Genomic DNA, 13,629 nt, shown 5'->3' with positions numbered 1-13,629 from the left:
ACCGTGTTGTCGAACCCGTACGGCGAGCCGATCGCGACGACCCACTGGCCGACCTTGCTCTGGTTCGGATCGCCGATCTTGACGGTCGGCAAGTTCGACGCGCTGATCTTCAGGACCGCGACGTCGGATTGCTTATCGGTGCCGACAACTTTCGCACGGAACTCGCGCTTGTCCGTCAGCTTGACGGTGACGACGTTCGCCCCGTCGACAACGTGCGCGTTGGTCAGAATGTAGCCGTCGTTGCTGATGATGAAGCCCGAACCGAGGCTCGCGCTGGGCACGTCTTCCTGCGCGCCGGGACCGCCGTTCTCGCCGCCGTTGAAACCGGGGAATTGGCCGTAAAAGCGCTTGAAGAATTGATAGAAGGGATCATCCGGATCGACGGGCAGCTGCTGTGTCGAGCGGCGCGCCACCTGCTTCACAACGTGCTTCGCGCTGATGTTGACGACCGCCGGCCCATACGTTTCCACGAGCCCGGAGAAATCCGGGATACCCGTTTTCGCGGCGGCTTCGGCCGGCATCAGGGCGGCGGCTTGCGCGGCCGTAATGATATGAGGATCGGCATGACGCGTACCGGCGACATAGCCCACGGAGAGCGCGCCGGCAACGGCAATCGCCACGGCACCGCGAGAGAGCGTTCTTGCGTTCATAGGACAGGGCCTCCTTGCTTGATGTCAGGCAGAGTAAAAGCACTGTCTTAAAGGAGTCTTAACGGTGAATCCGTCCGAGTGGCCCGTCCCTACAGGCGTTGCCCGGGGCGCCTGCCCCTGTTCCGGCGCGCCCGGCGCCACGGCCGGGCCGGCGTCCTTAGAACCGCACGGTGACGAGCAAGCCGCCGAACGGGGCATCGCCGAGCTCGATCACGGCGCCGTGCTGCGTCGCGATGCGCTTGACGATGGCCAGCCCGAGCCCGCTGCCCGAGACGTCCGTGCGTGCGCGCGCCGACGCATCGCGGTAAAAACGGTCGAACACGCGCGCACGCTCTTGCGCCGGGATGCCGGGGCCGCTGTCGGCGATCTGCACGCAGGGCCGACCGCTGGCCTCGTCGAGGGTGAGCGTGACGTCGATCCGGCCGCCGCTGGGGGTGTACTTGACCGCGTTGTCGAGCAAATTGCCGAACATCACGCGCAGCGAATCGGCATCGGCCGTGACCGTGGCCGCCTGTGCCTGCTCGAAGCCGAGATCGATGCCGCCGCGCTGTGCGATCGGCGCATGGGCGGCGACGCAATCGGCCAGCAACATGCGCAGATCCACGGCCTCCTTGACGGCGCTCGCATCCGGTTCAGCCCGCGCGAGCGCGAGCAGCTGTTCGGCCAGCCGCGTTGCCCGCGTGACGCCGGCCTGCAGATCGGCCAATGCTTCCCGGCGCGCATCGGCATCGCCTGCCCGCGCGACGAGCTGCGATTGGATCTGCACGGCCGCGAGCGGCGTGCGCAGCTCATGCGCCGCATCGGCCACGAACGCGCGCTGCGTGTCGAGCGCCGACGATAACCGCGCCAGCAGGCCGTTCAGCGCCCGCACGAGCGGCCGCACTTCGAGCGGCAAGCGCGCTTCGGGCAGCGGATCGAGCGCTTCGGGACGCCGCGCGTCGAGCGCGCGCGTGACACGCCTGAGCGGCGCGAGCCCGCGCCCGACGACCACCCAGACCGCCACGCCCAGGAACGGCAGCAGCACGATCAGCGGCCAAAGCGTGCGCAGCGCGACATTTGCCGCGAGGCGGTTGCGAACGGACAACGGCTGGGCGAGCTGGACGACGTTGTCGCCGACGATCGCACCGTACACGCGCCAATCGCCGCGATCCGTGCGCTCGGTCGAAAACCCGAGCTCCGCCCGCGGCGCCAGCGGCGCGCGCGGATGCGAGTAGTACATGAGCGAGCCGGTTCGGCTCCAGATCTGGATCACGATGCCCTCGTCGGCATCGTTGTGCGCGCCGAAGATTTGCGCGAACGGCTCGGACGGCAGGGCCGCGGCGATCTCTTGCAGCTGATAGTCGAAGAGTTCGTTGGCCTCGGCGAGCGCCTGACGGTAGATGAGCCAACCGGCAAGACCCACGCCCGCGAGGACGATCCCGATCAGCCAGAACAGCAATTGACGGCGAATGGATTGCATCTATCTAGGTTTCGATATGGCGGAGGAAGCGCGCTTGGGGCGGCGGCCGAGGAAGGCCGCTCACGAGAATCGGAGCGCTCGGCCGCTAGTCCTTCGCGATCATGTAGCCCAGCCCGCGCACATTGCGGATCAAGTCCGCGCCGAGCTTCTTGCGTAACGCGTGGATATACACCTCCACCGTGTTGCTGCCGATTTCCTCGCCCCAACCGTACATCTTCTCTTCGAGCTGGGTTTTGGAGAGCACGGCGCCGGGCCTCGCGAGCAGCGCCTCGAGCAGCGCGAACTCGCGCGCGGACAGCGCCACGGGCGCGCCGTCGAGCGTCACCTGGTGCGCCGACGGATCGAGCGTCAGCGGACCGTGACGGATCACCGATTCGCAACGCCCGGCCTGACGCCGAATCAGCGCCCGCATGCGCGCGCCGAGTTCATCGAGATCGAACGGCTTGACGAGGTAATCGTCGGCGCCTGCGTCGAGCCCTTTCACGCGATCGGCAATCGCATCGCGCGCCGTCACGATCAGCACCGGCAGCGCATTGCCGCGCGAGCGCAGCGAACGCAGCACGTCCAGACCGTCGCGCTTGGGCAAGCCCAGATCCAGCAGCACCAGATCGTACGTTTCGCTGCCCGCCGCCGTCAGCGCAGCTTCGCCGTCCTGCACCCAATCGACCGCAAAGCCTTCGCCGCGCAGCGCCTTGCGCACGCCTTCGGCGATCATGCGGTCGTCTTCGACTAGCAGTATTCGCATTGCTCAACGCTTCCGAGTGGATCAGATAGCGCATTCTAGCGGGTCCAGCGTCGACACTTCGTTCACCCTTGTCGTCCGTTCGCGCGCCCGCCTCGGCACTTGCCCCCTACAATGAGCGCTTTGCGCGCTTGCGCGCGCCTGCCGCCGTTGTTATCGGCCTTATCGCCTATCGGTCTATCGGTCCTCTGGGTCCTATCCGTCTTTGCGCACTCTTTCATGACGCTCGCCCCGCTTTTTTCGCCTCGCCGCCGCGCCATCCCCGCTCCGTCTCGTTTCCTCGCCTCGCGCCCTGCGTGCGCCGAATCCACCTCATCGTCACCGCCATCGTCGCCCGCCGGCCTTCGCTGTGAGCGGCGCGCCGTGGTGCTGCTGCGGGCGGCCTGCGCACTCGTGGCGGCCGGCGCCTTCGGGTTAGCCACGCCGGCCGATGCCCACAAGCTCTTGCACCGCCATGCGCGCGTCGCGGTGCCCGCGCCGCAGTTGCCGGTTTCGGTCACGGGCGCGCTCAAGCGCGCGGGGGTCCCGCTATCCGATATCAGCGTCGTCGTCGAGCGAATCGGCGACCATGCGCCGCTCGTTGCGCTGAACGCCGAGACACCGATGCTGCCGGCTTCCACGATGAAACTGGTAACAACGTACGCCGGCCTGTCGCTCCTCGGCCCCGACTACCGCTGGCGCACAACCGCCTATGCCGACGGGGAGGTTGATCGGACTGGCGTGCTGCACGGCAATCTCTACATTCAAGGCACGGGCGATCCGAAGCTCGTGCCGGAAGAGCTCATCGATCTCGTCAACAAGATCCGGCAAACGGGTATCACCGGCATCGACGGGGCGCTTGTGCTCGACAAGCGCTTTTTCGATGCGTCGACGCGCGACCTGCCGCCGTTCGACGACGACGCGACCGCCCCCTACAACGTCGGCCCCGATCCGCTGCTTTACGCGTTCAAGTCGCTCTCGTTCACCTTGACGCCCGCCCCCGACGGCAACGTCGCGATCGACGTCATCCCGGCCCTCGCGCAGTTGCAAATCGACAACTCGCTGCATGCGAGTGCCGGCGCTTGCGTCGGCGCGGACACGGCGCTGACGCCGAACGTCACCCCTGAGCCGAATGGCACCGTCGACGCGCTGTTCTCGGGCGATTACCCGCTGCGTTGCGGCGCGCGCACGATCAACGTTGCCGTGCTCGACCACAGCGCGTTCTTCGCGGGCGGCTTTCTGGCCCTATGGCGCTCGGCCGGCGGCACCTTCAACGGTACGACACACGAAGGCCCTGTTCCCGCCGGCGCGCGGCTCGTCGCGACGCATCGCGGCCCCCTGCTCGGCGACATCGTTCGCGACATCAACAAGTTCAGCAACAACGTCATGGCGCGCAATCTGTTCCTGACGATCGGCGCCGTCGTGGACAAACCGCCCGCGACGCCGGCCAAGTCGGCCGAAGTCATCGAGCGCTTTTTGCGCACGCAAGGGCTCGCGATGCCGGGGCTCACCCTCGCGAACGGCTCGGGCCTCTCGCGCGAGGAGCACGTAAGCGCGCGCGCGCTCGCCGATCTGCTGCAAAACGCCAATGCGAGCCCCGTCGCGCAAGTGTTCGTCGCTTCGCTTCCGATTGCCGGCGTGGACGGCACCATGCGCAACCGCCTGCGCAACGAGCCGGTGCTCGGCAACGCCCATATCAAGACCGGCACGCTGAACGACGTCCGTGCAATTGCCGGCTATGTCGCGGCCGACAACGGCGAAAGCTACGTCGTCGCCAGCTTCATCAACGCGCCACGCGCCGAGCAGGCGCGCGCGGCTCACGACGCGTTGCTCGAGTGGGTCTATCGGGGGTTGCGCTAGGCTCCTCGCACCGGATCGGCGCCCCGGGCAGGGCGCCGGCCATCGAATACTTCTTCTAGGATCAAATGACGCCGGGCGTGGCGCGAGCGTGTACGCTGTCGGGCAACAACCGTCAACTGAGCGGATGGATGCGTTTGTCCCGCGCGTTCGCGACACGGCGAAACGCGCCGCGGGGGCCCGATAACGACGAGACACGAAGGAGGAAGACGTCATGCAATTCGACGCCGAATTGCTTCTGCTCGCCATGGCGCCCGTCTTTCTCGCATGCATCGGCTGCGAAGCCTGGCATTTCGCGCGCACGCGCCGCAACGCCCGGCTCTACAGCTGGCCCGACACGATCTGCAACGCCGCGCTCGCGCTCATGCACCAAGGTGCCGACAAGCTCGCCTGGCTCGCGGTCGTGCCGGTGTACGCCTACGTCTATGCCCATTTCCGCCTCGTCACCTGGGAAGGCGGATGGATGTCGTTCGCGGTGCTGTTCGTGGCACAGGACCTGCTCTACTACCTGTTTCACCGGTGCAGCCACCGCATTCGCTGGTTCTGGGCTGCGCATGTCGTGCACCATTCGTCCGAACGCCTGAATTTGTCGACGGCCTTTCGCCAAAGCCTCATGTATCCGATCGCCGGTATGTGGTTGTTCTGGACGCCGCTCGCCTTGCTGGGCTTCCCGCCGAAGCAGATCGTCGCCATCGTGCTCATCAACCTGGCGTTTCAGTTTTTCATTCACACGCAGGCGATCGGCAAACTCGGATGGATCGAATACGTGTTCAACACGCCGTCCATCCATCGCTGCCACCACGCTCGCAACCCGCGCTATATCGACCGCAACTACGCCGGCGTGCTGGTCGTGTGGGATCGCCTGTTCGGCACCTACGTACCGGAGGACGCGAGCGACGCGCCGCAATACGGCATCGTCGAACCGCTTCGCACCTATAACCCATTGATCGCGACGTTTCACGAGTGGCGCTCGATGTTCGCCGATGCGCTGCGCGCGCCCCGCTTCGCCGATAAGCTGCGCGCGATTTTCGGGCCGCCCGAATGGGCGGCGGCCCGTCACGCCATGCATCGCGCAACGCGCGCCTCACGCATTACACATCACAACACGGCCATGCCGCCTATACGAGGAGATGAAGTCGATGGAACACGGTAAGAAGACACAGAAAAACACCTGGCTGCGCATGGCGCAAACCTCGATCGCGGCCGCGGCATGCGCGCTCGTGGCGGCCTGCGGCGGCGGCGGTGGCGGCGGCAGTTCCACTTCGTCGGCCACTGCGACACCGGCGGGCGGCGTGACGATGCAAGTCGTGTCGTTCGGGACGAGCCTGTCCGATGCGGGCACCTATTCGCCCGTCATCTCGCAGCAATTCGGCGGTGGCCGGTTCACGACGAACCCCGGCCAGGTCTGGACCCAGAACGTCGCGAACTACTACGGCGGCACGCTGACGCCAGCTGTCGTCGGCGGCTTCGGCCAGCCGCTCAAGGCCAACGGCGGCTTCGACTACGCACAAGGCGGCGCCGAGGTGTCGAACGCGCAGGGGATCGGCTGGGCGCCGAGCAATCTGGCGGCCACGACCACGCCGATCGTGACCCAGGTCGCGAACTACCTGAGCGCGAACGGCAGCTTCAATTCGAATCAGATCGTCCTCGTCGAAGGTGGCGCGAACGACATTCTCGCGAACCTGAACGCGCTGCTGGTAGCGGTCCAAACCGATATCGGCGGCGGCATGACGCCGCAGACCGCGCTGCTGAAAGAGGTGAGCACGACGCTCGGACCGGCCGCGCAAGCGCTCGTGACGCAAGTCGCCACGATCGTCGGCAAGGGCGCCACGCACGTCGTGTTCGTCAACGTTCCGGATATCGGCCAGACGCCGCTGGGCGTGCAGGCCGCCGCCCAGAACGGCGCCGCGGCTCAACAGCTGATTTCCGGCGTCGTACAGACGTTCAACGGCATCGTGGCGGCCGGCTTGCAAGCGGCCAATCTGCCCGCAGGCACCGTGATCTCGGTGGATGCGTTCACGTGGCTCGATCAATTGATCGCAAACTACCAGGCCAACGGCTTCTCTGTGTCGAACACGAACACGGCTTGTAACTTGACGCAGATGCAAACCTCGGCCACGGCCTACGCGCAAAACAACCCGAGCGTGCTGCTGCCGGGCCAGACGCCGGCTCAGTTCGGCGCGGCCCTCGCCTCGTCGCTGTTCTGCTCGCCGCAAACGCTGACGGCCGCGAATGCGGACCAGACGTTCATCTTCGCCGATATGGTCCATCCGGCTACGCGCACGCACGTGCTCTTCGCACAGTTCGTCGAATCGAAAATCGCCGCCGCGGGGATCGGTCACTGATCCGGCTTGGCTACCGATACGGCCGGCTCAGCCGGTCGTGTCGGGCGGCGAGCGGCGAACGGCGAGCGGCGAGTGAACGGTTGCGCGTTCAGCCCTGCGAGTCGAACGCCGCAGCAGCGCGGCCGAGCCGGTCGTTGACGGCAATCCATTCGAGCGTATCGGGCAGCTTTTCCACGAAAATGCGCTCGACTTGCGCCCGGTCCAGCGCGCGCAACAAGCCATACAATTCTCGCGCATAGACATCCGGATCCTCGGGCGCCGCAACGAAATGGACGTTGGGCGCATCGGCCCATGTGCCCGCACGTGAGGGGCGCGCGACCAACGCAACGCGCGTACCGGCCGCCTGCGCGCCGGTGAGCAGCGGCTGCAACGCTTCGAACGGCAGCAGCGCCAGCGGCGTACGCGGCGCGTAGTGTGCTTTGAGCGTGCCCGATGCACGCGGTGCCGTCGCATCGCTGCCGTCGGGCAAGCGCGGCGCAACGCCGAGCACATCGGCGATTTCACGCGGCGTCACGCGCCCGGGACGCAGCAGCGCCGGGAAACCGCGCGACAAATCAAGGATCGTCGATTCGATCCCGACATCGCAGGGCCCGCCATCCAGCACGTGAATGGCCTCGCCGAATTCATCGCGGACATGCTGCGCCGTCGTCGGGCTCACGTGCCCGAAGCGGTTCGCCGACGGTGCCGCCACCCCGCCATGCCCTGCACGCCGGGCGCTGAACGCATCCAGCAGCCGCTGCGCAACGGGATGCGACGGGCAACGCAGGCCGACCGAATCCTGCCCGCCGCTTACCTCCGCGGGGATGCGTGCGGCACGTTTGAGGATCAGCGTGAGCGGGCCGGGCCAAAACGCGTCGATGAGCTTTTGCGCGTCAAGCGGCAGATGATCCACCCAGTATTGCGGATCGCCGTGCGGCGCGAGATGGACGATGACAGGATGATTGGCGGGCCGGCCCTTGGCCGCGTAGATGCGCGCGATGGCGGCCGGATCCGCGGCATCGCCGCCCAAACCATAGACCGTCTCGGTCGGAAAAGCGACGAGCTCGCCTGCGGCCAGCAGCGCCGCGGCTTCGTCGATTTGCGCATCGGACACGAAAGGCCCGGCGGATGCGGCGGTTGAAGTCGAACGGTCGGACATCGTCGATCAGCGTTGGCGGGCGGCGCGTCAGGCGAGCGAAATATGCAGCAGCCGAGCGCAATCGCGCGCGGCCGTGCGCGCTTCGTCGAGCGTGGCGGCCGTGAAATTCACGTGCCCCATCTTACGCCCGGGGCGCGCGTCTTCCTTGCCGTACAAATGCAGCCGCGCGGCCGGCATGGCCGCCACTTCGTGCCAGGGTGGCGTGACAGGCGTCGCGCTCGCCGCGCCTTTCGGATCCACGGGAAACCAGACGTCGCCGAGAATATTGAGCATCACGGCCGGCGAGTGCTGCCGCGTGTCCCCCAGCGGCATGCCCGTCATCGCACGGACTTGCTGCTCGAATTGGCTCGCCGCGCAGGCATCGACCGTGTAGTGGCCCGAGTTGTGCGGCCGCGGCGCCATTTCGTTGGCGACGAGCGAACCGTCTTCGAGCACGAAGAATTCGACGCAGAGCACGCCCACGTAACCGAGCTTTTCCGCGACGCTGATCGCCGCCAGTTGAGCCTGCTCCGCGAGCGCGGGCGAAGCGTCGGGCGCGGGGACGACCGTCACCGCCAGCACGCCGGCCCGATGCAGGTTTTGCGCGAGCGGGTAAACCGCCGTTGCCCCGCCCGTGCCGCGCGCGACGAGCGCCGATACCTCGAACTTGAGCGGCAAGCGCTTTTCGAGCACGCACGGTACGCCGCCCATCGCGCTATAAGCGTCGCGCACATCGTCGGCACTCGTCACACGCACTTGGCCCTTGCCGTCGTAGCCGAGCCTAGCCGTCTTCAAGATGCCAGGCAGGACCTGCGCGAGCTGCGCGTCGTCGATTCCGGCCAGGGCATCCGACGATTCGATGACGACATGAGGCGCGACGGGCACACCCGCTTCGGCGATGAACCGCTTTTCGGCGATGCGGTCTTGCGCGATCGCCACGCAGCGTCCCGCCGGGCTCACGAACGTCGAGCGAGCCAGGAAATCGAGGCTCGCGGCCGGCACGTTCTCGAACTCCGTCGAGACGGCAGCGCACAGGCGGGCGAGTTCCGTCAGCGCGGCTTCGTCGTCATAGGCGGCGCGCAGATGCCGATCGGCCACGCTGCCGGCGGGGCTCGCTTCGTCCGGGTCGAGCACGGCAACGCGGTAGCCCATCGCCTGGGCCGCGAAGCAGAACATGCGGCCGAGCTGGCCGCCGCCGACCATCCCGAGCCAAGCGCCGGGCATGATCGGTGAAACGGGAGTGTTCTCTGGATTCATCTCATTGGTCGGTCGCGCCCGCGGCAGTTCGGAGCACCGCGGGACGTGAAGCAACGGTCGCGAAAACGGGACCTCGAAACGGAGCCGGCGATCGGGACGATCCGAACAATCGGAACAATCGGAACGAACGGCCGGCCCCAGGCGCTCACAGCGCCGGTAGCACCATCGCGTGAGCCGCCTGATTTTGCCGAACGCGGAACGCCGCCAACCGCTCGGCGTACTCGCTCGACGTGCCCGACAGCAGCGACACGGCGAACAGCGCCGCATTGGCCGCGCCGGCCTCGCCGATCGCGAACGTCGCAACGGGCACGCCCTTGGGCATCTGCACGATCGAATGCAGCGAATCGACGCCCTTCAGATACTTGCTCGCCACCGGCACGCCGAGCACGGGCACGGTTGTCTTCGCAGCCAGCATGCCCGGCAGATGCGCGGCACCGCCGGCGCCCGCGATGATGGCCCGCAAGCCGCGTTCGCGTGCCTTTTCCGCATAGTCGAACATCTCGTCGGGCATCCGGTGTGCCGAGACGACCTTCGCCTCGTAAGGCACGCCGAATTCCTGCAGCATCGCCACGGCATGCTTCATCACGTCCCAATCGGAACTGGATCCCATCAGTACGCCGACGAGCGGCGCGTCATGCGTATGCGCGGTCTGGACTTGTTCGGTCATGATCCGATTTTCCTTGCTCTATCTCTATCGAACCGGATCAGGCCAGCGTTTGTCCCGTGAGCCGCTCGAGCGCCTCCTGGTACTTGCTGCTCGTCTTGGCGATCACATCTTCGGGCAGCTTTGGCGCCGGCGCCGTCTTGCCCCAGTCCTGGGTTTCGAGCCAATCGCGCACGAACTGCTTGTCGAACGACGGCGGGTTCGTCCCGACCTGATACTCGTCGGCCGGCCAGAAACGCGACGAATCGGCCGTCAGCGCTTCGTCCATCAGGAACAGCTTGCCGTGGTTATCCAGACCGAATTCGAATTTCGTATCGGCGATGATGATGCCGCGCGTGGCCGCGTATTCGGACGCTTCCTGGTACAACTTGATCGAGATGTCGCGGATCGTCGCGGCCAGTTCGGTCCCGATGCGGCGCTCGCACTCTTCGAACGTGATGTTCTCGTCGTGGTGCCCCATCTCGGCCTTCGCGGCCGGCGTGAAGATCGGCTCGGGCAGCTTCTGCGCGTTGCTGAGCCCCGGCGGCAGCTCGACGCCGCAGACGGCGCCCGTCGCCTGGTAGTCCTTCCAGCCGCTGCCGGCGAGGTAGCCGCGCACGACGGCTTCGACGAGAATCGGCTCGAGCCGCTTGACGACGACGGCACGCCCCTTCACCTGCTCGACCTCATCGGCTGCGACGACGGTTTCGGGCTCGACGCCCGTCAGGTGGTTCGGCACGATGTGCTGCAAACGGTCGAACCAGAAGTTCGCCATCTGGTTGAGCACGCGGCCTTTGTTCGGAATCGGCTCGCCCATAACGACGTCGAACGCCGACAGACGATCGGTCGTGACGATCAGCAACTTGTCGCTGCCGACGGCGTAGTTGTCGCGGACCTTGCCGCGGCCGAGCAGCGGCAGCGAGCGGAGCGAAGATTCGTAGAGGGTAGACATCGTCGTGAGCCGTCAGTCAAAAGTGAGGAACGAATGAAACACCAGGCACATCGAAGCAATCCGCTGTCGGCCGCCTGGACAACAAAAGACTACAAAACAACCCTGAAACAACCACTAAACAACCCACAACAACAAAAGCCAAACGCCGTTCCCATCATCTGATCGGAACGGCGATCGATTCGCGAGCGGCCGCGACGTGAAGCGCGGCCTTGCGTGCGGTGGATCAGCGAACGACTTGCGCCAGCTCGCCTGCCTTGTACTTCTCCGCGATCTTATCGAGGGAGATCGGCTTGATCTTGCCGGCCTGGCCTTCGCAGCCGAACGCGATGAAGCGATCGACACAGATCTTCTTGGCCGCTTCGCGCGCGGGCTTCAGGTAGTCGCGCGGATCGAACTTGCTCGGGTTCTCGAACAAATAGCGGCGGATCGCACCCGTGATCGCGAGGCGCAGATCGGTGTCGATGTTCACCTTGCGCACGCCGTGCTTGATCCCTTCCTGAATTTCCTCGACGGGCACGCCGTACGTTTCCTTCATATCGCCGCCGAACTCGCGGATTTCAGCGAGCAGCTCCTGCGGCACCGACGACGAACCGTGCATCACGAGGTGCGTGTTCGGGATCCGCGCGTGGATTTCCTTGATGCGGTCGATCGCCAGAATATCGCCCGTCGGCTTCTTCGTGAACTTGTAGGCGCCGTGCGAAGTGCCGATTGCAATCGCCAAAGCGTCACACTGCGTCTGCTTCACGAAATCGGCGGCTTGCTCGACATCCGTCAGCAACTGCTCGCGCGTCATCGTGCCCTCGGCGCCGTGGCCGTCTTCCTTGTCGCCCTTCATCGTTTCGAGCGAACCGAGCACGCCCAGCTCGGCCTCGACCGTCACCCCGATCGAATGCGCCATTTCCACGACCTTGCGCGACACGTCGACATTGTATTCGTACGACGCGACCGTCTTGCCGTCCGCTTCCAACGAACCGTCCATCATGACGCTCGTGAAGCCGCTGCGCATCGCGGCCATGCACACGGCCGGCGATTGCCCGTGATCCTGGTGCATCACGACCGGAATATGCGGAAACGACTCGATCGCCGCCTCGATCAAGTGGCGCAGGAACGGCTCACCCGCGTATTTGCGGGCGCCGGCCGACGCTTGCATGATGACAGGCGCGCCGACCTGGTCCGCCGCCGCCATGATCGCTTGCACTTGCTCGAGATTGTTCACGTTGAACGCCGGCAGGCCATAGCCGTGCTCGGCCGCATGGTCCAGCAGTTGACGCATTGATACGAGAGGCATGCTTGTACTCCTAGGATTGAAATCTGGTGCTCGGTGCTCGGTCGGCACTTTTTATGCGCGAATGCGCGATTTTATCGCGAAGCGGGGACTGCTCCCGAACTTTGGGGCCGCCAAACCCCGTCGGCGACCGCCAAGAGTGGCGCAAAATGCGCCGTATAGCGGCTTTTCGCCCGATTTTCGGCTTCCGCCGGCTTGCCTCTTTCGTGGGTTCGCCACTCGCGCGAGCGTGCGGCACGCCGGTTCACCACCGGGCGCGCCGCATTCAATCGACGTGCGTACCGCCTGTCAATACGGATCGCCCACGCGCACGATCTTCAACGTATTGGTGCCGCCCGCTTGCCCCATCGGCTCGCCGACGGTCAGGACGACCATGTCGCCGCGCGCGGCAAACCCCTTCGACACCACGACTTCGACCGCCTGTTTCAACGCCTGATCGCGATCGCTGTTCGACTCCACCGACAACGGCGTGACATTGCGGAACAGCGCCATGGCCCGCTCGCTCGTCGTACGCGAAGTCAGTGCGAAGATCGGCACGTGCGACCAGTGCCGCGACAGCCAGAGCGCCGTCGCGCCCGATTCCGTCAGCGCCACGATCGCTTTCGCGCCGAGATGGTAAGCCGTGAACAATGCGCCCATGGCGATCGACTGATCGATACGCGTGAACGTGCGGTCGAGGAAGTCCTTATCGAGCTCGACGTGCTCCGACTTTTCCGCTTCGATACAAATCGCGGCCATCGCCTCGATCGTCTGCACCGGGTACTTGCCCGCGGCCGTTTCGGCCGACAGCATGACGGCATCGGTGCCGTCCAGCACGGCGTTGGCCACGTCGGATACCTCGGCACGCGTCGGCACCGGCGCGTGGATCATCGATTCCATCATCTGCGTGGCCGTGATGACGAGCTTGTTCGACTCGCGCGCCATCCGGATCATCCGCTTTTGCAGCGCCGGCACGGCCGCGTTGCCGACTTCGACGGCCAGATCGCCGCGCGCGACCATGATGCCGTCGGATGCATCGAGGATGCCTTGCAGCACCGGGATCGCTTCGGCACGCTCGATCTTCGCGATCATCTTCGGCTTGATGCCGTAGGGCATGCCGGCAATGTTCGCGAGCTGACGCGCCATTTCCATGTCGGTCGCGTTCTTCGGGAACGACACGGCGATGTAATCGACACCGATCGCCATCGCGGTGCGGATGTCTTCCATGTCCTTGGCCGTCAACGCGGGCGCCGTCAAGCCGCCGCCCTGGCGGTTGATGCCCTTGTTGTTCGACAGCTCGCCGCCGACTTTGACGATCGTGTGGATTTCTTCGCCGATCACTCGGGCAACCGTCAGCACGATCA

General features: G+C 65.7%; 12 protein-coding genes. 3 read left to right on the top strand and 9 right to left on the bottom strand.

The window, feature by feature from the left end; genetic code table 11:
• From ACTHL0_RS16920 to ACTHL0_RS16910, 3 genes are all read right to left on the bottom strand, one after another.
• Window positions 1-650, bottom strand: a 650-nt coding sequence (locus ACTHL0_RS16920) for a trypsin-like peptidase domain-containing protein (RefSeq protein WP_440567969.1), incomplete at its 3' end; no start/stop codon positions are given.
• 157 nt (window positions 651-807) lie between these two features.
• Window positions 808-2,109 carry an ATP-binding protein gene (locus ACTHL0_RS16915; protein ID WP_440567968.1) on the bottom strand — a complete coding sequence of 434 codons (1,302 nt, stop codon included), beginning with the start codon at window positions 2,107-2,109 and terminating at the stop codon, window positions 808-810.
• An 85-nt stretch (window positions 2,110-2,194) separates the two neighbouring features.
• Window positions 2,195-2,854, bottom strand: coding sequence for a response regulator (locus ACTHL0_RS16910; protein ID WP_440567967.1), 660 nt, complete (start codon window positions 2,852-2,854; stop codon window positions 2,195-2,197).
• Between the two features lie 216 nt (window positions 2,855-3,070).
• On the opposite strand from ACTHL0_RS16910, the gene dacB reads away from it, so the two are divergent.
• The 3 genes from dacB (at window position 3,071) to ACTHL0_RS16895 (ending at window position 7,032) form a co-directional block, all read left to right on the top strand.
• A complete protein-coding gene (dacB, locus tag ACTHL0_RS16905) occupies window positions 3,071-4,690 on the top strand; it encodes a D-alanyl-D-alanine carboxypeptidase/D-alanyl-D-alanine endopeptidase (RefSeq protein WP_440567966.1) in 1,620 nt (539 codons plus the stop codon).
• Between the two features lie 211 nt (window positions 4,691-4,901).
• On the top strand, window positions 4,902-5,840 hold the full coding sequence (locus tag ACTHL0_RS16900) for a sterol desaturase family protein (protein ID WP_440567965.1): 939 nt from the start codon (window positions 4,902-4,904) through the stop codon (window positions 5,838-5,840).
• Window positions 5,827-7,032 carry an SGNH/GDSL hydrolase family protein gene (locus tag ACTHL0_RS16895; protein ID WP_440567964.1) on the top strand — a complete coding sequence of 402 codons (1,206 nt, stop codon included), beginning with the start codon at window positions 5,827-5,829 and terminating at the stop codon, window positions 7,030-7,032. Before ACTHL0_RS16900 ends, ACTHL0_RS16895 begins: the two co-directional genes overlap by 14 nt.
• Before the next feature lie 88 nt (window positions 7,033-7,120).
• Here ACTHL0_RS16895 and ACTHL0_RS16890 read toward each other — a convergent pair whose 3' ends face one another.
• The 6 genes from ACTHL0_RS16890 to pyk form a co-directional block, all read right to left on the bottom strand.
• On the bottom strand, window positions 7,121-8,170 hold the full coding sequence (locus ACTHL0_RS16890; protein WP_440567963.1) for an L-threonylcarbamoyladenylate synthase: 1,050 nt from the start codon (window positions 8,168-8,170) through the stop codon (window positions 7,121-7,123).
• Window positions 8,171-8,197: 27 nt separating this feature from the next.
• Window positions 8,198-9,406 carry a 5-(carboxyamino)imidazole ribonucleotide synthase gene (locus ACTHL0_RS16885; RefSeq protein ID WP_440567962.1) on the bottom strand — a complete coding sequence of 403 codons (1,209 nt, stop codon included), beginning with the start codon at window positions 9,404-9,406 and terminating at the stop codon, window positions 8,198-8,200.
• 145 nt (window positions 9,407-9,551) lie between these two features.
• Window positions 9,552-10,073, bottom strand: coding sequence for a 5-(carboxyamino)imidazole ribonucleotide mutase (gene purE, locus ACTHL0_RS16880; protein WP_440567960.1), 522 nt, complete (start codon window positions 10,071-10,073; stop codon window positions 9,552-9,554).
• Window positions 10,074-10,110: 37 nt separating this feature from the next.
• Window positions 10,111-11,001 (bottom strand): phosphoribosylaminoimidazolesuccinocarboxamide synthase, encoded by an 891-nt coding sequence (locus ACTHL0_RS16875; protein WP_440567959.1) that lies wholly within the window; start codon window positions 10,999-11,001, stop codon window positions 10,111-10,113.
• Between the two features lie 223 nt (window positions 11,002-11,224).
• Entirely contained in the window at window positions 11,225-12,289 is a 1,065-nt protein-coding gene (gene fba / locus ACTHL0_RS16870; RefSeq protein WP_440567958.1) for a class II fructose-bisphosphate aldolase, read from the bottom strand.
• 285 nt (window positions 12,290-12,574) lie between these two features.
• The coding region (gene pyk, locus ACTHL0_RS16865; RefSeq protein WP_440567957.1) for a pyruvate kinase at window positions 12,575-13,629 on the bottom strand (1,055 nt) is incomplete at its 5' end.

The organism is Trinickia sp., assembly GCF_051961175.1.
Taxonomy (GTDB): domain Bacteria; phylum Pseudomonadota; class Gammaproteobacteria; order Burkholderiales; family Burkholderiaceae; genus Trinickia.
Note: the sequence above shows the minus strand (reverse complement) of the source record. Positions and strands in the feature narration are given on the sequence as shown.